This is a genomic window from Streptomyces sp. NPDC030995 (assembly GCF_055571215.1).
This window is the reverse complement of sequence record NZ_JBVIFS010000031.1, coordinates 18,217-39,751: the sequence shown is the minus strand read 5'-3', so window position 1 is coordinate 39,751 and position 21,535 is coordinate 18,217. Positions and strand designations below refer to the sequence as shown.

Annotated in this window: 11 protein-coding genes and 3 pseudogenes; 2 read left to right on the top strand and 12 right to left on the bottom strand. The window is 70.9% G+C overall.

What is annotated here, in order from left to right:
- Nucleotides 1-76: 76 nt before the first annotated feature.
- The 8 genes and pseudogenes from ACZ45T_RS31815 to ACZ45T_RS31780 all read right to left on the bottom strand — a co-directional run bounded on the left by ACZ45T_RS31815 (nt 77) and on the right by ACZ45T_RS31780 (nt 8,405).
- Entirely contained in the window at nt 77-1,288 is a 1,212-nt protein-coding gene (locus ACZ45T_RS31815) for a glycosyltransferase (protein WP_468447503.1), read from the bottom strand.
- 187 nt (nt 1,289-1,475) lie between these two features.
- Nucleotides 1,476-2,360: an alpha/beta fold hydrolase gene (locus ACZ45T_RS31810; protein ID WP_468447428.1), complete on the bottom strand. Its 885-nt coding sequence runs from the start codon at nt 2,358-2,360 to the stop codon at nt 1,476-1,478.
- 101 nt (nt 2,361-2,461) lie between these two features.
- Entirely contained in the window at nt 2,462-3,199 is a 738-nt protein-coding gene (locus tag ACZ45T_RS31805; RefSeq protein ID WP_468447501.1) for an SAM-dependent methyltransferase, read from the bottom strand.
- An 18-nt stretch (nt 3,200-3,217) separates the two neighbouring features.
- A pseudogene (locus tag ACZ45T_RS31800) lies at nt 3,218-4,408 on the bottom strand (glycosyltransferase); the annotation flags it as partial.
- Nucleotides 4,409-4,701: 293 nt separating this feature from the next.
- Nucleotides 4,702-5,923: pseudogene (locus ACZ45T_RS31795) on the bottom strand (serine hydrolase domain-containing protein).
- 71 nt (nt 5,924-5,994) lie between these two features.
- Complete coding sequence (locus tag ACZ45T_RS31790) at nt 5,995-6,660, bottom strand: DUF4097 family beta strand repeat-containing protein (protein ID WP_468447426.1); 666 nt, start codon at nt 6,658-6,660, stop codon at nt 5,995-5,997.
- 23 nt (nt 6,661-6,683) lie between these two features.
- A complete protein-coding gene (locus ACZ45T_RS31785) occupies nt 6,684-7,682 on the bottom strand; it encodes a GNAT family N-acetyltransferase (protein WP_468447424.1) in 999 nt (332 codons plus the stop codon).
- Nucleotides 7,683-7,763: 81 nt separating this feature from the next.
- Nucleotides 7,764-8,405, bottom strand: coding sequence for a hemerythrin domain-containing protein (locus ACZ45T_RS31780; protein WP_468447422.1), 642 nt, complete (start codon nt 8,403-8,405; stop codon nt 7,764-7,766).
- 144 nt (nt 8,406-8,549) lie between these two features.
- On the opposite strand from ACZ45T_RS31780, the gene ACZ45T_RS31775 reads away from it, so the two are divergent.
- Together ACZ45T_RS31775 and ACZ45T_RS31770 are read left to right on the top strand one after the other, a co-directional pair.
- Nucleotides 8,550-9,443 (top strand): LysR family transcriptional regulator, encoded by an 894-nt coding sequence (locus tag ACZ45T_RS31775; protein ID WP_468447420.1) that lies wholly within the window; start codon nt 8,550-8,552, stop codon nt 9,441-9,443.
- Between the two features lie 141 nt (nt 9,444-9,584).
- Nucleotides 9,585-9,905 (top strand): annotated as a pseudogene (locus ACZ45T_RS31770) (transposase); the annotation flags it as partial.
- Between the two features lie 89 nt (nt 9,906-9,994).
- Here the strand turns inward: ACZ45T_RS31770 and ACZ45T_RS31765 are convergent.
- The 4 genes from ACZ45T_RS31765 to ACZ45T_RS31750 form a co-directional block, all read right to left on the bottom strand.
- Nucleotides 9,995-10,429, bottom strand: a complete 435-nt coding sequence (locus tag ACZ45T_RS31765; protein ID WP_468447418.1) for a VOC family protein — start codon at nt 10,427-10,429, stop codon at nt 9,995-9,997.
- Nucleotides 10,430-10,692: 263 nt separating this feature from the next.
- On the bottom strand, nt 10,693-11,520 hold the full coding sequence (locus tag ACZ45T_RS31760) for an arylamine N-acetyltransferase family protein (protein WP_468447416.1): 828 nt from the start codon (nt 11,518-11,520) through the stop codon (nt 10,693-10,695).
- Between the two features lie 250 nt (nt 11,521-11,770).
- A complete protein-coding gene (locus tag ACZ45T_RS31755; RefSeq protein WP_468447414.1) occupies nt 11,771-15,679 on the bottom strand; it encodes an FG-GAP repeat domain-containing protein in 3,909 nt (1,302 codons plus the stop codon).
- A 94-nt stretch (nt 15,680-15,773) separates the two neighbouring features.
- Nucleotides 15,774-21,386 (bottom strand): RHS repeat-associated core domain-containing protein, encoded by a 5,613-nt coding sequence (locus ACZ45T_RS31750; RefSeq protein WP_468447412.1) that lies wholly within the window; start codon nt 21,384-21,386, stop codon nt 15,774-15,776.
- Nucleotides 21,387-21,535 lie beyond the last annotated feature (149 nt).

Sequence of the window (21,535 nt, the reverse complement as noted above, 5' to 3'; positions counted from 1 at the left end):
GCGGTGCAACCCGGCGCCGGGCACTGGCCCTGGCCGGACGGGTCCGCGTGGTTCTCGCGGACCCCTCTCACGTCTCTCAGCCGACAGCGTCGAGCAGCAGTTTCGCGGCCGCCATCGCCCCGTCGGTGCGGACCGTGCCGGCCACGGTCTTCGCCCGGCTGCCGGTTTCCGGTTCAAGGGCGGTCTTGAGCGCGGCCGACAAGGACTCGGCGGTCGGCACCGGACCATCGTGTGCTACGCCGACGCCCAGCTCGGCCACCCGGCCGGCCCAGTACGGCTGGTCCGCCAATTGGGGCACCACCACCTGGGGAGCGCCGGCCCGAGCGGCCGTCGTCGTCGTACCCGCGCCACCGTGGTGCACGACGGCGGCTACCCGTCCGAACAGTTGCTGGTGGTTGACCTCGCCGACGGCGAAGCAGTCGGCGAGGTCGTCGATGAGGCCCAGGTCCGCCCAGCCACGCCCGACGAGTACCCGGCGGCCGCTCGCGCGGACCGCCTCGATGGCCACCCGGGCCGCGTCCTCCCCTGCGCGCACGGCCATGCTGCCGAAGCCCACGTACACGGGCGGCGCGCCGGCATCCAGGAAGGCCACCAGATCAGCCGGGAGCGGCCGGTCGTCGGGCAGCACCCACGCGCCGGTCTGTACGATGTCGTAGTCCGGCGTCTCCAGCCACGGGTCCAGCACCGGGTCCGTCGCCAGCCACGGCCGGTCGCCGAAGGCGTAGTCGCGGACGTTGTCCACCGGGGGCAGGCCGATCGACGCCCGGTTGGTGTTGAGCGCCTCACCGAACAGCGCGTTGATGCTCTGGGCGTCCAGGTCCCACAGTGCCCGGTTGTCGGTCACCTCCGGCGGGAACGGCTGCCCCGGGTACGCCAGCGGCGGGCGGTGCGGCGAGGGCAGGGTCAGCTGCTGGAAGATCGCGGATACGCAGCCGATGTCCAGCTTCTCGGCCACCGACCGCGCCCCGGCGATGGCTGGCATTGCGCCCGTCGCCACCAGCAGGTCGCACCCTTCGGCTGCCGCGGGCATCACCTGCAGCTGACTGGCGATCAATTCCGCTGCGCGTTGGGGCAGGTTGACCTTCGACGGCGGTGGCGCCGCGGTAGTCAGCGTGCGTGCTGACTGCCCGACGCCCACCATGGACACTCCGACCCCGGCCAGCCGCTCCGCGAAGTCCTCGTCCGGCGGCGCGCACACCCGCACCTCCGCGCCGAGTTCCCGCAACCGCACCGCTAGCCCTACCAACGGTTCGACGTCCCCACGTGACCCATACGTCGACAACACCACACGCACTTCGTTGATCTCCTATTTCCGTAGCTTCTTGGCCAGGCCGACCATCCTGGGTCGGCGTGGAGCCCGGGTGACGGCCGTGGCGAAGGCTGTCACCCGGTCGGCGTCCGATCTCAGTGCCGGGGCGGTGGTGGGTGCACCCACATGGACACCCTCGTTCCTTCTCCCACCGCCGCCGAACCGTTCACCCCGTTCCGATCCCGCCCTGGGCGGACGGGGCGGGGAGCGTGGCAAGTTCGCCCAGGATGCGGGCCGCCGGCGCGGGGTCGACCAGCCACTTCAGGTGGCTGCCCTCCAGTGTGCGGACGTCGTACGGGTTGTCAGGCGTCAACTCGTTGCCCTCGCGGATCAGGCGGTCCTGCAGGACGAGCGGCAGGCTCGCGTCGTCGGCCAGGCGGATGTAGGTCTTGGGGATGCGGCCCCAGGTCGCGGCCTGCGCCCGGTCGGCGGAGCCGCCGACATCCAGGTTCTCGTCGGGCTGGAAGGTGTTGAGAAAGGTGAGGAACTGCTCGTCGGTGCCGTCGGCGAAGAAGGCCAGCTTGAACGCGGCGATCGCGTCCGGGTCCGCAGTACGGAAGTTGACGCGGAGCAGGCCGAGGTCGGCGGGGTTCCCGGCCAGCGCCGCGGCGAAGGCCGCGGGGTCGACCGTGGCCATCTCCGGCTCGGCGTAGTAGTCGTTGACGTCGAGGTCGACCGGGGCCCAGGCCGAGACGTAGACGAGGCGGTCGATCAGGTCCGGGCGCGCGTTGGCCGCGGCCGTGACCGTGGCACCGCCGCGGCTGTGGGCGACGAGGATCACGGGGCCGTTCCGCTTGGCCCGTTCGAGGATGCCGATCAGGTGCGCGACGTTGTCGGCGAGCGTGACGCCCTTGATCGAGCCGGGCGCGCTCGCGAGACCGGCGGGGTCCTGCGGCGCCTGATAGGCGTGGGTGAAGGTCGCCTGGAACCCGTGGCCGGGCAGGTCGACGGCGACAGAGCGGTGCCCGAGGAGGCCGAGTTCGGCCTGAAGGGGCGCGAAGGAGAAGGAGTTCGCGAATGCTCCGTGCAGGAGTACGAACGTCGGTTGCATCTGTTTCTTCACTTTCCGGCCGCCGCGGGGGCTGCGGCCATGGCGGGGCCCCGGGTGCGGGGGACGTCTTGGGTGCGTGGGCTTGCCGGCGGCCTACGCGATCACTCCGAGGTCCGACGCAGCACCATGCAGACGAAGCCGAAGCTGTCCCGGTACCCGTGCAGCCACTGCGAACGCTGGGCGTTGGCCGTTTCCAGCACCTGCGCGGCGGCCGGATCCGCGGGGTGGTCCAGAGCCCATGCGGCCAGCGAGCCCCAGCAGGCCCACTCGTAGGCGTCCAGCTCAGCCCGGGTGCTGACGTGGCCGTGGACCGGGGTCCAGCCGTCGGCGACGACGCGGTCCACCGTGGTCGCCAGGTCGTCGAGGTCACCGAACATCTCGACGGCCGCCGGTGACGGGTCGCGGTCCCAGAACGACTCGCCGATCAGGACGCGGCCGCCGGGAGCCAGGTGCTCGCGGGCTGCCGCGAGCGTGGGCAGGAGACCACCGAAGGCATGAGTGGCGCCGACGCTGATCACCAGGTCGAACGGCTGTGGAGAGACGAAGTCCGCGGCCTCCTGCTGGTGGAGGACCAGGCGCTCGTCGACTCCGAGTCTGCTCGCTGCCTGGCGGGCCTGCGTCAGGGCGACTTCGGAGACGTCGACGCCTTCGGCGTGCAGGTGCGGGCGCGTGGCGAAGGCGCGCAGCAGCCATTCCGCCGTGCCGCATCCGAGGTCGAGGACTCGCTCGTCGCCTCGCGGCAGGCCGCGTTCGAGCAGCCGGCTGACCGAGTCGTCGTCGAGCGGGGACTTGATCGGGTGGTCGGCATGGGCGATCTTGGAAATCTGTTCGCGGCTCATCGGCGCGGCGTGCTCCGTGTCGAGGAGCAGCTTCGCGGCCACCGTGGTCCCGTCGGTGCGGATCGTACCGGCGACGGCCTTCGCCCGTGCTGCCGTTTCGGGGGCCAGGGCCGTCCTGAGGGCGGCCGACAGGGACTCGAAGGTCGGGGTCGGGCCGTCGTGGGCCGCTCCGATGCCGAGTTCGGCCACGCGGGCGGCCCAGTGCGGCTGGTCCACGAACTGGGGGACCACCACCTGGGGTGCACCGGCCAGGGCGGCGGTGGTCGTGGTGCCCGCGCCGCCGTGGTGCACGACGGCGGCGACCCGGCGGAACAGCGCCTGGTGGTTGACGTCGCCGACGGCGAAGCAGTCGCCCGCATCGTCGGCCAGACCCAGGTCGGCCCAGCCGCGGGAGACGAGCACGCGGCGGCCCTGCGCGCGGGCCGCCTCGACGGTTGTCCGGGCGACGTCGGTGGCTGCGGTCATGGGCATGCTGCCGAAGCCGACGTACACCGGCGGGGTGCCGGCGTCCAGGAACGCCTCCAGGTCGGCGGGCAGCGGGCGTTCGTCGGGCAGAATCCACGCACCGGTCTGCACGACGTCGAGGTCCGGCAGTTCCTGCCACGGGCCCAGGACCGGGTCCACCGCCAGCCACGGCCGTTCGGTGAAGACGTGCGCGCGGACGTCGTCCACGGGGGCGAGGCCGATCGCGGCGCGGTGGGCGTTGAGGGGCTGGAGGTAGAGGGCGTCGACCTTCTGGGTGTCCAGGTCCCACAGGGCCCGGCGGTCGGTCATGTCGGGCGGGGCCGGCGGGCCGGGCCGCGGCGGCGGCGGGTAGTGCGGGGAGGGCATCTCGAACGGGTGGAAGCCCGCGTACACGTAGCGGATGCCCAGCTTCTCGGCCACCGAGCGGGCGCCGGCCGGCATCAGACCGCTCGCCACCAGCACGTCACAGTCCTCGGCCGCCTTGCCGACCGTGTCGAAGTGCGCGGCGACCAGCTCGGCCGCGAACGCGGCCGCGTCCGACGGCGGCGCTCCCGTCCGCAGCGCGCGCACGTCCCGCCCGAAGGGCACCAGTTCCGCGCCGACACCGGCCAGAAGTTCGGCGAACTCCTCGTCCGGCGGTGCGCACACGCGTACCTCCGCGCCGAGCTTCCGCAACTGCGCCGCCAGTCCCGCCAGCGGCGCGATGTCGCCGCGCGATCCGTACGCCATCAACAGCACACGCATGTCGTGTTTCTCGTTTCTGTAAGTGCCGGCATCGGCCGGCGTCGGTGCGGCAGGATCCGGGTCTTCCCGGTCTTGCCCGCCTCGCGCCCGTTGGGGCGGGTTCGTGTCGGGCGGTGCTGATCAGCGGGATCAGCGGGCCCAGGGTTGGTTCGCGGGTGCCTTCGGTTCCGGGTACGGAGACGAGGGCGTAGCAGCCCATCGCGACGTGGGCCCCGGCCCGCTCCGGGCGCGGCATGGGTGCAGTGCGACCACTGCCCCATCCGCATGTGCTGAGGGAACGGACTTGCTGGCGATCAGTCCTCGATCGCCTGGTACAGAGTGGTCCAGAAGTCGTGCATCAGGTGGACCGAGTCGGGGACCGATGTGCCGACCTGGGTGAGGAGGATACCGACGACGTTGTTCACGGGGTCGGCGTAGGTGGAGGTGCCGGCGCCGCCGTCCCAGCCGAACTGGCCGACGGGAGCGTAGTCGCCGCGGTAGGTCCGTCCGCACCGCCATCCCCAAACCCCAACCGCCGTGCTGGCCCTGGCCGAAGGAGATGTGGACGTTGTTGGTGGCCAGCTCGGTGCGGGCGGCGTTCTGCGCGGGGGTGAGGCGGTTGGTGGTCATCAGCTCCACCGCCTGCCTGGACAGAACGCGCTCGCCGCCGTGCTTGCCGCCGTTCAGCAGCATCTTGAAGTAGGCGTGGTAGTCGTCCGCGGTGGAGACCAGACCACCGCCACCGCCATGGAACGCCGGAGGGATGTTCCAACGGCCGCCCTTGGACTCGTCCCATACGTGGAACTCGCCGGACTCCGGGTCGGGCGCGTAGAGGACCGGCAGCCGGTCGATCTTGTCGTCCGGGACGTGGAAGCCGGTGTCCTCCATCCCCAGCGGGCCGAAGACGTGTTCGCGCAGCGCCTCCTCGAAGGTCTTGCCGGTCACCCGGGAGACCAGTACGCCGGCCAGGTCGCTGGCGAGCTGGTACTGCCAGTGGTCTCCGGGCTGGTGCATCAGCGGCAGGGCGCCCAGGCGGCGCAGCCACTCGTCCTGCTCGGGCATCGGCGTGGGCAGGTTGGGCGTCAGCCCCTGTGCGAAGACCTCGTTCATGATCGGCGTACCGATGGAGGTCATGTCCATACCGAGGCCGAAGGTGGAGGTCAGCACGTCCCGGACGGTGATCGGACGGTGCGCCGGGACCGTGTCGTCGATCGGGCCGTCGAACGCCTTCAGCACCTGACGGTCGGCCAGCTCCGGCAGCCATCGGTCCACCGGGTCGTCCAGCCGCAGCCGACACTCGTCCAGCAGCACCATCGCCGCCGCTATCGAGACCGGCTTGGAGGTGGACGCCATCCGGAAGATGGTGTCCCTGCGCATCGGCGCACCGCCGTCATGCTCCATCGCGCCCAGCGTCTCGACGTGCGTCTCGTCGTCCTTGCTGTACAGGGCGACGACGCCCGGGATCTTGCCGGAATCGACGTGGCGGGCCAGTACGTCGCGGATCTTGCGCTGCCCTGCAGCGGTGAACTGGGACATGGTGGGGCGCTCCCTGGTCGGGTGGACGTGTCGGGCGAGGAGGGGGAGGAGGAGGTGACGGATGAGGGGGGTCAGAGGCTGCGGGCGGAGATGTCGCCGTTGCCGCTGGTGGCTCTGATCTCCAGCACGGGGGAGCCGTTGTTCTTCAGGGCGTTGCTGACGCGGCCGTGCCGGGGGTCGGCGTCCAGCGTGGCGGAGGCGCCGGGGGCGGCGGCGATCGAGATGTCGCCGTGCTGGGTGCGGAGCACCACCGTGCCGCGCACCGCCTCGCCGATGGTGATGCCGCCCCGCGTGGTGGAGATCTCCGCGGGTCCGCCCAGCCGGCCGACGTGGACATCGCCGTCGACGGAGGTGAGGCGCAGGCCTTCTACGTCGGCGATCTCGATGCGTCGATGGGCGCCGTGGACGGTCACGTCGCCGAGCCGGCCCTCGGTGCGCACCTCTGCGGCGGCGGAGGTGGTTTCGACGCGGGAGCCGGTGGGGAGTTGAAGCGTCACCTCGACGGATCCGCGGCTGCTCAGCACCTGGTTCCTCGCCTCCGGCGCGATGACGCGCAGTACGCCGTCGCCGAATTCGACCGTGGTCTGCTCCGCGGCCTTCACATCGCGGCCCTTGCCGGCGTCCGCGGGACGTACCTCGACGGTGGTCTCGGCGCGGTCGGCAGCGAGGAGGCTTATGCGTCCGGCAGGTATCTCCACAACGGCCGCGATCGCGCCGGGGGTCTCGAACTTCTGCATCGGGTGGTCTCCTTGATGGGTGGTCAGGTAATGGGCAGGTCGAGTTGGTATTCGTGGGTGCTGCGGTGGAAGCGGAAGCCCAACTGCCGGTTCACGGCGAGCATGTGGGTGTTGTCCCGGGCGTTGTCGGTCTCGATCTCCACGATTCCGGGGTGCTCGGCGCGGAGCCTGCGCACCATCTCTGCCTTGACCCACAGCCCGAGCCCGTGGCCGCGGTGGCTGGGCACGACGACGGTGTCGTACTGCAGTGCCCGGCGGGTCTCCCCGGCCCGGATGACGATCTCGGTGTATCCGGCCATCTCCCCCTTGCAGAGCGCGGCGGTCGTCAGCAGTACGTCACCGCGGTCGCCGACCACCTTGCCCATGGCGCGCACGCGTTCGGCGTCCCACGCCACGCTGCCGTAGTCCAGGTCGCCGGTGGGCATGTCGTTCATCGCGTTCTTGGCCGTGGCGAACGCGTCGGCGAGTTCGTCGGGAACTGTGCTGGTCCAGCCGGTCAGACGGTAGCCGGGGTGCTCGGCATCGGCGATCCCCAGCAATTCGGCCACGTCCAGCTCGTCGAAGCGCAGCATGAGGTGATCCAGGGTGAGCGCCCGGCGGAAGCCGTGGCGCTCGCTGAACGCCTCGCCCGGGCCGTCGGCCGCGGCTGTCGCGACGAGGCTGCGCCGGCCCTCGGCGCGGCAGGCCGCCACGACCGCCGACAGGAGGAGGGAGCCGGTTCCCAGGCGCCGGTGTGCGGGATCGACGTGGAGTTCCAGTTCGGCCAGGTGCTGCTGGCCCGTTGAGGTGAACAGCCGCAGACCGGCAACTCCGACGGGGGCGCCGTCCGCCGCGGTGGCGAGCCAGGTCAGCCGGCGGCTGCCGAGGGCGGGCTGGGTGAGCTGGGCGTGGATATGTCCGGGGTCGGGGGCCGGTACTCCCGGCAGGTCGTGGGCCGTCGAGGCGGCGACGACCTGGTGCCACGCGGCGGCCTCGGTATCCGAGACGCGTTGGAGCGGAGTGACGTGTGCAGATGGGGACACTGTGATGGCTTTCGTGGGAGAGGTCGAGGGGCGGATTCGGCCGGGCGATGGACCGAGAGGGCGGCGGGTGGTGAAGGTGTGTCAGACCGTGGTGCCTGGACTCCAGCGGTCGAGAGCGGTGTAGGCCGGGATCCATCGGGCGGTGCAGGCGGCGTACGCGTGCGCGGGCAGCTGGGCGAGGAGCCTCGTCATGGTCGGCTTGTCGGCGCCGTCCAGGAGCCACGGCAGCAGAAGTGGTGCGTCCTTGCCGATGTGCTGGGCGTGGACCTGGGTGAAATGGGCCCACTGCTCGGCGGTCAGCGTCCGCCGCATCAGCGGGAAGGCCGTGTCCTCCTCGTGCTTGAGGTGTCCGGCCAGGCCGCGGGTCAGCGCGTCGGTGAGCTGGCCCAGCCGCAGCGGGTCGGCTCCGGGCTCGGTCAGCAGCTCGTCGATGGCCTGGATCACCGGAGCAATGGCGGCGTGCTCGGCCTCCATCACCTCCAGCAGCGCCAGGTCCTTCGGGCTGCCGGCCAGATTCTGCCGCAGTGACGGCCACAGCGCGCCGTCCTCGGCAGCGTGGTGCGCGCGGAGGGCCTGCTTGAACAGTGTCCATCCGGCAGCGGTGGCCAGTACGCGCACGGGGTCACCGTCCGCGGCGGTGGTGACCCGGTCGAGCTGGGCCAGTTCCCGGCGCAGGGCGCCATGCATCGCGTACATCACGGTCAGGTCGATGGCGTCGCTCATCGGGCCGGACGGATGCGGCGTTCTTCACGGTTCTTCATGCGTGCATGCATGCCTTAAACGATCTTGCGATCCGCGCATATGATCAAGCCATACTTCAACGCGGTTCGATAACCGCTGGGTTATCGACACGGGGGGCGGGGGCCGGTGGAGCTGCGGGACATCGAGATCTTCCTCGTACTGGCGGAGGAGCTGCATTTCGGCCGGGCCGCACAGCGGCTGCACGTCTCCCAGGCACGCGTCAGCCAGGCCATCAAGAAGCAGGAGCGGCGCATCGGGGCCGAGCTGTTCGCCCGCACCAGCCGCACGGTTCGCCTGACGGAGGTCGGCCGGCAGTTCCGCGACGACCTGCAACCGGTCTACGCGGGCCTGCACGAATCCCTGGAGCGAGCCCAGCTGGCGGCCCGCGGCATCACCGCACAGCTCCGCGTCAGCCTGATGCCCTTCAACGTTGCCGATCTCCACCCCTACTGGAAGGCGTTCCGCGCGCGCCACCCGCAATGGGGCCTCAAGATCCGCCAGGCAACCTTCACCGATCCGTTCGGCCAGCTCCGCAGCGGCGCCATGGACGTCATGATCGTCTGGCTGCCGGTGGAGGAGCCGGACTTCACCGTCGGGCCGACCTTGTGCACCGACCCGCGAGTCCTTGCCGTGGCCGCCGACCACCGGTTCGCGGCACGGGACTCCGTACCGGTGGAGCTGCTCGCCGAGTTCCCACACGCCACTGCCTTCGGCCTGCCGGACTACTGGGAGGACAGTTACCTGCCCTTCTACACCCCACGCGGCCGTTCGATCGAGCGCCTCACGTCCGCGGCCTCGGACAACTCCGATGAGCTGATCAGCCACGTCGGCATGGGCGACATCATCCACACCTTCCCCAGCCATGTCACCAGATACTGGGGCATGTCGAACATCCGATTCCTCCCCGTCCCCGAGATGGCCACCCTGACCTTCGCTCTGGTCTGGCGGACCGAAGCCGAAAACGACCTCATCCGCGCCCTGGCCGACACCGTGCGCGACCTGGGTGTATTCCACTTCTGACGCAGCCTGCCGACTCCACCACGTCGTAGGCGACGCAGCCTCGCCCAGAGTGAAACGATCACGGTGTGGCTGGTGTGATCACGGCGTCGGAGCGGTCCTGGATAGCCCAGTTCACCGGGCTGAGCCCGCGCAGCGGTCCGCAAGGGCCAGCCCCTGCCAGGCAACCGGCACGACCCCCGCGGTGGGGAGGAATCCGGTGCCAAGGCCGCCGTCGGAAAGACGCTCACCATCGCCGACGGCGGCTACCAGGGCACCGGACTCGTGATCCCGCACCGCCGCAAGAGCGGCCAGGCCGAACTCCTGGCCTGGAAAGAGGAGCACAACCGGTCCCACAAGCGGGTCCGCGCCCGCGTCGAGCACGTCTTCGCGCGGATGGAGACCTGGATGATCCTTCGCGACTGCCGTCTGAAGGGCGACGGCATTCACACCGCGATGCTCGGCACCGCCCGACTGCACAACTTGCCCTCACGGGATAACTCCCGCCCGACACGAGACCACATTCAGGAGAGGCCCAAGGAAGACGGCTCCCCACCTGCCGGCTCGGAGGGTGCTCAGTCGAGACAGAACTCGTTGCCCTCGATGTCCTGCATCACGATGCACGACTCGTTGGTGTCATCGGCAAGCATCGTTCGCACGTGTACGGCGCCGAGCGTGACCAGTCGTGCGCACTCGGCCTGGAGCGTGGCGAGGCGCTCCTCACCCACGAGCCCGGTGCCGGCCAGCACGCAGAGGTGCACCCGATTCTTGACGACCTTGACTTCGGGAACGCGCTGGAAGAGCAGCCGCGGGCCCACACCTGAGGGATCAATGCAGGAGAACCACTGCACCTGATGGTCGGGCGGCAGCGAGCGATGGTAGTCGTCCCACGTGTCAAACCCCTTCGGCACCGGCGATACGACGTACCCCAGCACCTCGCACCAGAAACGCGCGACGCGCTCAGGTTCTGCGCAGTCAACGGTGACTTGGAACTGCTTGATCGATGACATCGGCGCACCATAACAGGGGGAACTCTCTTGCCTATTAGCCGGTGTGGGTCCGCATGTTGTCGGGAGGACGGCCCCTGCCGGCCCCTGCTGCGTCGTGCGGTCGCAGGGGGTGAACCGACGTCGATGCCTCAAAGGGGTTACTCGCCGTTCCGGACCAGACCGCGGCCACGGCCCTCGCCGCGTTTCATCAGGCGGCCCCGCCCGGTCACTCGGGCAACCCGCGTCGAACGGGTCGCCCGAGCAGGCCTGCGCGGCCGATCGGCTCAGGGCCGAGGGTGGAGCGGCACGGGCAGCCGGTCCAGCACGATGCCGAACTCGGCGCGGTAGGCAGCCCGTACCTCTTCGTCGGTTGCCAGCTCCTCCTCCGTGCGGTCGCCGTCCGCCGAGGTGGTGATGAGGGTGTGGTCCCGCAGCGTGATCCGGCCGCCGTCCTCGGTGAGCCGGGAGCAGACCGGGCCCTTGGTGAAGCCGGACTCCGGGCTGGTGCGGTGCCACCATGCGCCGGTCAGGAAGTCGGCGAGCGCGCGGGGGCGAGTCTCCAGCCGGTACGCCGGCACGCCGTCGTGCAGCACATCGAGGTCGCCGCCGCCACCGCCCTCCTCGTCGCCGGTGCCGTGCGCGTCGTCCCGGGCCGACCGGACGAGGAACACCCCGCCCGGATCCTTCTGCTCACCCGGCTCGTCCAGGTCGAGCGGGTGTGCGCTGTGGTCGCCGAAACCCACGTCCGCGAGCCAGCGCCCGTCGACGCGCAGCGCCAGGTGGTCGTACGGGACGCCCAGCGCACCGTCCTTGCCGTACACCCGGGCTTGGAGGAGTTCCACCCGGTGGCCGAGGGCGCCCAGCAATTCGGCGAATCCCGCGTTCAGTTCGTAGCAGATGCCGCCGCGCCCGGCGGTCACGATCTTGGCAAGGACGGCGTCCCGGGTGAGCACGAGGTCCTCGCCGAGGTGGATCGACAGGTTCTCGAACGGCACGGTGCGCAGGTGGCGTAGGTGCAGCTCGCGCAGGGAGGCGGCCGTGGGCCGGGCGGGGCGCGCCGCTCCCAGGCGGCGCAGGTAGGCGTCGGTGCGGACGGGGTCGAGAGGTTCCATGGCTACCACTCTTCCGACCGGCCGCCCGCCGCGCCATGCGCCTTTGGACCTAGGCCCAGTCGTCAAAGCAGCGCCGGCACGCCGAAATCATCCACCCTGAGAAGCGGGACGATCTCGGCGTTGGGGTTTACGGGGCGGCCTTGATCCGGTCAATCGTGGTGCGGGCGATTTCCCGTGGCCCGATGAACCCCGGCTTTCGACATGTCGTAGGCGAGAGCCGGGTGCTCATCTCATTGACGGAGCGTCATCGTCAGGCGAACTTCAGGCGGGACGCATCGGTCCATCCCGTCGAGACGACCCGGGAGGTCCCCCAGCCGCCGCCCGCTCCCAGAACGTTCCCGTTGGGCCAGGCCCACATCTCGCCGTTGCCGTTGGCGCTGATGACCTCCTCAAGACGGTCTCCGTCCAGGTCGGTGAAGAACGTGCGCGCGGGGTCCGTCCAGCCGGAGCCGATGACCACGGGGTCGGCCCACCTGAAGTTGATGCCGTCCACGTTGGCCCACGCGCGCAACTGGCCGTTGGCGTCGATGCTCACCAGATCGTCACGCCCGTCCCCGTTGAGGTCGGCGAACCGTACCCGCGCGGGATCCGTCCATCCCGAGGCCACCGTGCGCTGCGTGCCCCACACGTTGTCGATGCCCCGGACGTTGGGCCAGGCCTGGATCGTGCCGTCCGCGTCGATGCGGATCAGGTCGTCGCGGCCGTCCCCGTCCAGGTCGGCGAAGCGCAGCCGGGCAGGGTCCGGGAAGTTCTCGCCGACCTTGCGGCCGGTGCCGTACACGTCGTTGAGCCCATCGACGTTGGGGTAGCCGCGCAGCACGCCGTCCGGCTTGAGGTAGACGAACTCCTTCTTGCCGTCCCCGTCGAGGTCGGTGAAGAACGCCCGCGCCGGGTCGGTGGACGTACCGGCCGAGTACCGCTGCGAGCCCCACGCGCCGTGCAGACCATCGATGTTGGGCGCGCCCCACAGCGAACCGTCGGACTTCACCCGTACGATCTCGGCCCGCGAGTCCCCGCTGAGCGAGGCGCCCTTGCCGCTGACGCCGAGCCCGGCGGTCACCCGGCCGTCCCAGCGCAGGGTGCGCGTGAAGGCGGCGCCGTCGGTGGTGCGCATCGTCCACAGATGGGTGCGGGACGCCGAAGTCCGGTCGACCAGGATGACCTCGTCGGGGCCGGTGTTGTCGGTGTCGGCCGCGGACGGTTCGAGGTTGTTCCAGTTCAGCGCCTCCGTCGACCGCTGCACCTCCGCGCCGAAGGCGTCACCGGCGACGTTCCCCGTGCTGGTGAGCGTGTAGAGCCTGGTGGAGTTGGTGCCCGCGTCGTAGAGGTGGCCGATGTCGTCGCGCCCGTCGCCGTTGAAGTCACCGGCGACGGGCTTGAGCCGGTTCCAGTCCGAGCACCCGGTGTCCTTCTGCCCCGAGGTCGCCTTCGCAAAGGTGCCGCGTACGGCACCGGGCTGACGGAAGGTGTCCACGCTCCAGTCGCAGTTGGTGTCCCAGCGGTAGAACCCGGCGACCTCCTGCCGCTTGTCGGTGGCGGAGTTGTCGAAGTCGCCTACCACGGGCTTGACCCGGTCCCAGCAGAAGCCGCCGGCGCCGCTGTCCCAGGCGGGCGGGGCAGAGAAGTTCGTGAAACCGGTGCCGGAGGAGTAGAACACCCACAGTTTGGTCTGGCAGTTGGCGTAGCCGTAGAACAGGCCGAGGTCGGCTTTGCCGTCGCCGTCGAAGTCTCCCGCCACGGACTTGATGTTGCTCATGTACCAGCCGACGGCGCCGGCCGAGTCGAGCGCGGCGGCGGTCGGCGGCTGGTACGTGGTGCCGTCCGCACGGTAGATCCACGCGGTGATCCGGCCCCCGGCCTCCTGGCGGATCATGGCGACGTCGGTGCGCTTGTCGCCGTCGAAGTCGCCGCGCACGGTCTGGACGGCAGAGGTGGCATACCCGTTGTTGATCTCGGTGCCGACGGGCGCGTAGCTGCCCGAGGCGCTCGCGTGCCAGGTGTAGACGGAGTTCTGCGTGGCGCCGTCGGAGAAGACCGCCGTGGTGTCGGCGAGGCCGTCACCGTTGGTGTCGCCGCGCCGCCCGGCCGGGGTGCTGGCGTTGTGGGCGGCCTGGACGTCGAAGGACGCGGTGCCGGTGCTCTCCTGTCCGGCCCGGTTGACGGCCTTGACGTACAGCCAGGTCGGGTCGCTCGTCCACTGCGTGACGGGGACGGTCGCGGTGCCGTCCGGACCGGCCGCCACCGTCATGGTCAGCGCGCCCTGCCGGGTGCCGTACCGGTACGTGACGATGCCGGTGTCACCGGGGGCCGGGCTGAAGGTGACCGGCCGGGCCGTGCCGAGGGGCGGGCCGAACTCCCCGCACACGGACGGCTCGCACGGCGAGCTGACCAGCGGGGTGCTCGCGGCGCCCAGGTCGATCTCGAACTCGCAGCCGGGGGCGGTGGTGCCGGACCAGGCCAGGCCGTCCCAGGTGGTCGCCCGGTAGGTGTAGACGACCCCGGCCGAGAGCTTGCCGTCCTGCACCGGAGCCCAGGTCTGGCTGCCGCCGCTGGCCACCGACAGGGCCGGGTTCTGGCCGGCCGGCGGGTCGGAGTACACGACCTGGCCGTCGTTCTTGCGGACGATCTCCAGCCGGCCGCCGACGGTGTCGCCGTTGGGGTCGGACAGCTTCGCCGAGAACTGCGGCGAGGTGCTGGTGAGGTACGTCCGCTCGGCGCCGGTCGCGCAGGGCTTGGCCGGGACCATGCCGAGGCCCGCGGGGGCGCTCGGCGTATGGTTGTACTCGATCACCAGCCGGGTGTCGCCGGGCGTGAGCAGCTTGTAGACGCCTGCCGTGGCCGTGTTGATCCCGAAGGTGATGCCGTTGCCCCAGCGGTTGGTGGCCGCCTCCTGCACCTTCCCGCGGAAGGTGTCGTTGGAGGGGAAGTACAGCCCGTTGCTGTCACCGCAGCCGAACGCGGAGGACATCCAGGGGCCCCAGCCGGAGTTCGACCAGGTGGCGTTCTGCGGGTACTGCGAGCTGATGTGCAGGTTCATCGCGGTCGACGCGTCGCAGCTGGACGCGGAGTTGACGGCGACCTTGAGCCGCGCGCTGCGGATGTCCGCGCCGAAGACGGGGTCGATCCAGAAGCGGAAGATGCCTCGCCACTCGCGCGCGCCATCATTGCCGACCTTGATGTTGGTTCCCTGCACGCCCCAGTAGTTGGTGGTGGTGTGCTCGCTCTCGAACAGGTTCCAGTCCCACATGGGGCGTTCGAGGAAGGTCGGGTCGATGACGAGCGGGAAGCGGGCGTGCGGGTCGTTGAGCATCGCGGGGTCGGGTATGACGTCCATCGCGGTACCGGAGACCTTGACGCCGATCGCCGCCTGCTTGGCGCTGTCGGCGGGCACGTGGGAAGCGTCCTTGCCCGCCGACGGCGTGTCCCACATGGCCGGGCGCGCCGAGACGAACACGGCTTTGCCGGAGGCGTCCTTCGCGGTCAGCGCGCCGGAGGCGTCCGCAGTTGTGGTCAGGCCCTTGCCGCCGTCGAGCCCGAAGCTGATCTTGCGCAGCGCCGGGTTCTTGGCGGCGGTGGCGTTCTTGACGACCAGCAGGTGGCTGAACCCGGTGGGTGTCGCGCGCAGGACGAGGTCCGTGCCGGGCAGCACGTTCGTGTAGGTCGCCGCGTCACCGTCCAGGGACGGCTTGGGCAGCGCGGACGGCCAGCTGAGCGCGAACTGCTTGCCGTCCTTGGTCATCCGGGCCAGCGGGCCGGTGCCGCCGCCGGAGAACGCCAGGTCGGCGGCGGCCGCCTTGGGGGCGACGGTGCCGTCGGCGCGGGCGGCGAGCGTGGTGTCGACCGGCGCCCAGGTGTCGTTGTCCTGCTTGACGCGGACGGCGGTCGGCGCGAACTCGGCGGTCAGGTGGCCGTCGGGGTTGGCGAAGACCTGGGCCGATTCGGTGCGGTGGTCCAGGATCTCCACGCGGTGGCGGGAGGCTTTCGCCGCTGCGACGGCGGCCTGCTCGGTGGCGGCGACGGTGACGTCGGTGCGCGGGGCGGGGGCGGCGGCTGCCGCGGTGGGAGCGAGTGGTGCCAGTGCACCGGCTGCCAGCAGGAGGGCCAGCAGGGCGGGCGTGGCGGATGGCGACGGATGTCTCCGCCGTGGAACGAATGACACGATGAACTCCCATGCGTGGTTTGTGGGATGACGTGCGCCTCGCGGGCGGGTAACCGGGTGGCCGCGCCGTCGGGCGCGGCCACCCGGACGGGACTCAGACCCAGGACCCGATCATCCAGTTGGGCCTGTAGACGGCGGTGTGGCTACGGCCACTGTTGGATCCGCCGTTGCCGACGTAGCCGAATCCGCCTTCGACGGTGTGGACTTCCTGGCCGCGGCGACCGGTGCCGTACGAGTACTTGCCTTCGCCACCGAAGGGGAGGCCGGGCTGCACCATCTTTCTGCCCTTGCTGTAGGACAGGGTGTTCATCTCGTTGCGGTTGTCGTCGATGTCACCGTCGGAGGCGATGATGCCGAAGCCCGCGTACGCACTCGGCATCAGACGGGTCTTGTCGTGCTTGTTGCCGCGGGCCATCAGGGCTGCGCCGTTCGCGTCGACCACGACGCACAACGAGCCGGATCCACCTCCGAAGATCGTGTTGAAGCTGCCGCTCAGCGGGCAGACGCCGTACATCCCGCGCGGGGAGCCGTCCTCGTTGAACAGCGTCAGGTCCGACGGCTTGGGCAGCCGCGGCAGATCGAGGCACCGGTCGAACAGGCAACCCACCCTGTACGGGGCCGGCGGGGGCGCCGTGACCGGCCGGGAGGGGGCCGAGCAGGGCACTCGACGGCCGAATTCGTAGCACCCGGGGGCGGGCAGGCCGGGATTACGCGGCGCCGGCTTCATGTAGTCGCGGCTGTAGTTCATCTGATCCTCGTCGTGATGGGACTCGTTGACCGGTCGGCCGGTGTCCGGGTCGACGGGGATGCGGCCCGAAGGGTCGCTGAGAGTGGACGGGTTGTTGCCCGCGTAGGCGTAACCGTTGAGCTGCTGCGGGTCGTTCGGGTTGCCGACCGGGTCGGCGGAGACGAACCGGCCAAGCGTCACGTCGTATTCACGGGCGTCCAGATGGGTGAGTCCCGTGGACGCGTCCTTCGTCTTGTTGAGGAAGCCGCGGTCGTCCGGCCACGTCACCTTCGGACCGCGCTCCTCGCCGAAGGGAAGGGCGCGGCGCCGGGTGACCGCGAGGGTGTCGGCGGCGACCGCCAGGGTGGACGTGCCGTGGTGGTCGGAGGAGAGCCACGTGAGGCCCCCCGCGCCCACACGCTCGGCGACGATCTGGTCGCCGTGAGCGTAGTAGCGCGTGCCGGTCACCGAGCCGCCGGAGAGCCTCAGTTCCATGCCGCCGAGGTAGAGCGTGGTGCCGGCCGGGTCCTTGCGCAGCAGGCGGGTGCCTTCCGCGTCATAGATGTACTGCGTGGTGGCGGCGCCGGCCGTGACCTTGGCGAGCCGTCCTTCGGCGTCCCAGGTCAGCTGCTGTCCGGGACGGGAAGTGGCGCCGCCCGTCTCGTCGTAACCGTAGGAGTCGGTGCGCTGGGTGCCGTCGGGGTTGGTGGTGGTCACCGAGCCCGGCAGGTCGGGGCGCGGCTGCCCGGCGGTCGGGTAGGCGTAGGTCTGGCCGGTCGTCCCCGAGCCGAGGCGCAGGGTGTGACCGGTGCGGTTGCCAGCCTTGTCGTAGGCGAACGACTCCCAGTACCTGACCGGGTCGCCGGCGGGCGGGGCCACCGGGTTGCCGCACGTCGCCGTGGACGGCGTCCACGCCTCGGTGGTCCGGGCCAGGTGGTCGGTGCGGAAGCACTGGTGGTCGGCCGGCACACCCGTCGTGGCACCGGGCTGGTCGGAGATGGCGGTGACGTTGCCGGACGGGTCGTAGGTGTAGCGGGCGTCGCCCTGGGTCTTGCCGGTGACCTCTCGGTCGGTGACGGACCGGGTGAGGCGGCCGGAGGCCTGGTCATACTCGCTGCTCAGCCACACCGAGTGGCCCAGCGCGCCCAGACTGATCTGGGCGGTGTCGCCGAGCGGGGTGTAGAGCGCGTTGCGGACGTAGGTGGTGCGGACGGTGCCCGCGGAGTCCTGGTCCTCCAGCTTGACGGGGTTTCCGAAGGTGTCGTAGGCGTGGACGAGCTTCTCCGCAGGGAGGCCGCCCACGGCGGGCTGGGTGGAGGTGGCGATCTCACCGGTGGCGGTGTAGGTCATCGACACCGGATACGTCCCGGCGAGCGCGCCCTCGGCCGGGGGAATGGTGATGGCGGTGCCGGTCGGGCGGTATCCGTTGTCGTAGCCGGTGGTGCCGAGCACGTACGGGGCGCCGCCCGCGTAGCGCGTGGTGGAGGTGAGCCGCCCGAGGGCGAGGGTGTCGTAGAGCCAACTCGCGTGGAGCGTGCCGTCCGCCGAGCCCTCCCGCAAGGACTTCTTGCGACCCAGGTCGTCGTAGCCGTAGAACAGCGTCCGGTTCTCGGCGTCCTTGCTGGACAACAACTGCCCGGCGTCGTCGTACGTGAACGTGGTGGTGCCGCGGTCCGGGTCGGTGGCGCTGGTCTTGCGGCCGCGCACGTCGTACTCGGTGCTGAAGACGCGCCCGGCCGGGGTGGTGACCGAGGTGGGCCGTCCCGCGCGGTCGTAGTCGTAGCGGGTGATGTCGGCGGCGCCCGTCGGCGTCGGGGCCTGGTACTGGTGCAGCTCGGTGACCTGGCCACGGGCGTCGCGGACGGTGGTGGTCGCGGTGCCGCCGGCCGGCGGGGTCACGCTGGCCTTGAAGCCGTCGTGACCGGTCAGCGTCTCCCACTTCTTCGTGTTGGAACTGTAGAGCGCGCTCGCGGTGACGCGGCCCGCGCCGTCGTACGTGGTCCTGGTCTGGGACGGCACCGCCGAGTCGGCGGCGACGACCAGCTCGGACCCCGCCGGCGCGCTGTTGAAGTACGCGGCGTTGGTCTTCACGGCTTGGCCGCGCGAGTCGTAGACGGTGTCGGTGATGGTGCGTCCGCCCGCGGGCGTCGGTGCCTGCGTCTGCCGGGAGCGGGCCAGGCCGTCGACGAGCGCGTAGGACGTGCGGTAGCTGCCGTCGGGGGCGAGGGTGCGTGTGGTGACCACGCTCGCCTTTCCGCTGTTCAGCGCGTACTGGAACTCGCTGTTGGGTCCGTCGGTGCCCTTGGTCCGGCCGGGCAGCCACACCTTGCGGACGTGGCCGAGCGGATCGCTCTCGGCGTCCGTGCGCTTGCCGTTGGTGTCGGTCTCGGCGATGGTCGCCCCGCGGGCGTCCTTCTCGACGGTGGCGGTGTGGCCGAGTGGGTTGGTGACCTTCACCCGGGTCGGGCCGGTCAGGTACGCGGTGGTCGTGGTGCGGTCGAGCGCGTCGGAGACGGACGTCGGGCGGCCGAGCGCGTCGAAGGCCGTCCGGGACGTGGTGACGTATTCGGGCGTCGTGCCGTCCCAGCCGGACAGCGTCTCGGTGCGGGTCGCGTCACCGGCCGTCGGCTGGGCGCCGAGCGTGTCGGAGCCGTCGTAGTAGGTGCGCGTGTCGGAGAGGACGTCCGCGCGAGCCGGGGTGGCGGTGCAGGCGCCGGCCATGGTCACGACGCGGCTGGGCAGGCCGGTCAGCCAGGCCGAGGCGTTGCGCGCGTACTCGGTGCGGGTGCACCGGTCGTCAGCCGTGGCGGCGAGGTCGCCCCGATCGAAGGATTCGACGACGCTGCCGTAGACGCCGTCGTACGTGGACTCGGTGCCGGTGCGGCGGACGACGGTCCCGGCCGCGTCCCGGACGCGGCTGCGGGTCTTCGCCACACCGGTCAGCCGCGCCTCGTCGGTGCCCCAGGGGCGGACGCGGGTCGCCGTCGGGGCGGAGACCCACTGGTCGTTGATGGTGCCGGAGACCTCCTTGCCGCCGACCCCGTTGTAGGTCGCCGTCTCGCGCACGGCGCCCGCCAGCGCGGCGGCGTCCGGCACGGCGGTGCCCTCGGAGTCGGTGACGCTCACCGACCGCGTTCCGGAGGGGAGTTTGTCGCCGTCCATGCCGCGGAAGTAAGTGGTCTCGGTCAGCGAGCGGGCGCCCTCGGCGGCGTTGCCGCCGATCGTGCGCACCTTGCCGTAGCCGCGCCACTGCGACCAGGTCTTGCGCGAGGCGGGCACCAGGCCGTCCTCGCTGTCGTAGTGCCAGGCGGGCGCGCCGACGTACTCGTAGGCGGTCTCCACCGGGGTGGAGAGGTCACCGGGCAGGTTGGCGTTCTGCACCACGCCCGTGACCACGTACTTGTGGAAGTACTCCAGCTTCGGCTGGCCGTCCTTCTCGTACACCGCGGGCAGGCAGCGGCGGGTGTTGGTCTCCGGGGAGGCGGGCAGGCTGCCGGCCGAGCAGTCCTTGGCGGAGTAGGTGAGGGTGGTGGTGCCGCCGTACTCGTTGCGGATCGCCTTGATGCGCCACCAGTTCATCGGCGGGCCTTCGCCCTCGTTGACCCGGTTGGGCATCTGCACGCCGTCGAAGACGACCTCCGGCATCGCGAGGGTGCCGCCGACGTGGCCGGTACGGGTGATGCCGTCCAGCCACAGGGAGGCGGGGGTGCCGTCGCCGTTGCTCGGGAAGGAGTGGCGCAGCGTCCAGGAGTCGACGTCGGCGAAGGCGCTGCCGTTCCACTTCTGGGCGACGACGCGGGCCAGCCGCTTGCGGGTCCAGAAGGACGGGCCGGTCTGGGTGCAGGCGCCGGGGCCGCAGTCCAGGGTGGTGGGGGTGTCGGGCAGGACGCCGGGGGCGCTGGTGCGCTCGGCGGTCTCGAAGACGACACGGGCGGGGGCGGTGCCGGTGGCGCCCTCGCGGGTGCCGTACTCGATGCGCTCCAGCTGCCCGCCGCGCACGTACTGCGTGCCGGAGGCGGTGTTGTTGTTGCGCGCGTAGTGGTTGGTCTCCGGCGCGTAGGTGTACGTCATCGTGTTGCCGTGGCGGTCGACGACGTAGTCGAGGTTCCACTTGTAGGCCTGGGTGCAGGAGGAGTCCGCGAAGGCCGCCTTGTTGCACGGCTCGCCGCCGTTGTTGCCGAAGACGGGCACGCTGTACACCGCCTTCGTCGCCGCGCGGGAGCCGAAGTGGTACCGGGTGCCGTCCTGCGCGGTGACGATCCAGGACTCGCCGTTGTCGTCGCCGTTGGCCGCGCCGGTCAGGCGCTGCACGCGCATGCCGTTGTCGTTCTTCAGCCGCCAGGTGGTGCCTTCGGCGTCGACCGGGATCAGTTCGCCGGCGGCGCCGTCCATGGACAGGGTCGCGTTGTCGGTGCCCCAGCACAGGTCCTGGGTCTTGGTCTGGCCGTTGTTGCCGCCGAGGTCGTCGGTGCAGCTCTTGTAGCGGCGTTCGATGCTGCCGGGGGCCAGGTCCCAGCCCTGACCGGCGAAGGAGGGCTGGTTGTTGGTGGCGGCGGTGCGGCCGTCGACGCTCTGCGAGGAGTAGCCGAGGGCGAGTGTGGGCGTGAGCCCGCCGTCGACGGCGGGCACCGCCATGGGATAGCTCCAGGTGAAGTCGCCCGAGGACCCGCCGGAGTTCCAGGTCGCGGACGGCGCGAGCGGGGTGACGGCGAAGCTTCCCGACGGCGCGTCACCTCCTGCCGTGGCGGACGCCGCCGCCGCGTAGAGGCCCTCGGTGCGGAGCTTGACGGGCTTCACGGCGGCGACGCGCGTGGACACGTGAGTGCGCTTGGAGGGCGTGGCCGCACCGGGCGTGGTGACCGGCACCGACCTCGGCGCCGGGGCCTTGTGGGGTGCCAGGTCCTCACGCGCGAGCGCGGGGGCCGTCTGCAGCACCATCGCGGGCAGTACGAGCGCGAGCAAGGCCGCGCCCGTCGTCATCGGTGATCTCCGGCGTCTCGACACCGGTTTGCCGCTTGGCAACGAGGCCTCCTCGGGCGTCGGCCCCTGGGCAGGGCCTTTCGTCGAGGCTCGTCGACCGGTGTTGCACAACCGTTGCCACGGGCTTGCGCACGGGCGGCGGTATGCGG

What these genes read in the sequence shown, in the direction of transcription:
- ACZ45T_RS31780 (WP_468447422.1), bottom strand. Translation starts at nt 8,405, where the DNA reads ATGAGCGACGCCATCGACCTGACCGTGATGTACGCGATGCATGGCGCC.
- ACZ45T_RS31750 (WP_468447412.1), bottom strand. Translation starts at nt 21,386, where the DNA reads ATGACGACGGGCGCGGCCTTGCTCGCGCTCGTACTGCCCGCGATGGTG.
- ACZ45T_RS31805 (WP_468447501.1), bottom strand. Translation starts at nt 3,199, where the DNA reads ATGAGCCGCGAACAGATTTCCAAGATCGCCCATGCCGACCACCCGATC.
- ACZ45T_RS31790 (WP_468447426.1), bottom strand. Translation starts at nt 6,660, where the DNA reads ATGCAGAAGTTCGAGACCCCCGGCGCGATCGCGGCCGTTGTGGAGATA.
- ACZ45T_RS31810 (WP_468447428.1), bottom strand. Translation starts at nt 2,360, where the DNA reads ATGCAACCGACGTTCGTACTCCTGCACGGAGCATTCGCGAACTCCTTC.
- ACZ45T_RS31765 (WP_468447418.1), bottom strand. Translation starts at nt 10,429, where the DNA reads ATGTCATCGATCAAGCAGTTCCAAGTCACCGTTGACTGCGCAGAACCT.
- ACZ45T_RS31760 (WP_468447416.1), bottom strand. Translation starts at nt 11,520, where the DNA reads ATGGAACCTCTCGACCCCGTCCGCACCGACGCCTACCTGCGCCGCCTG.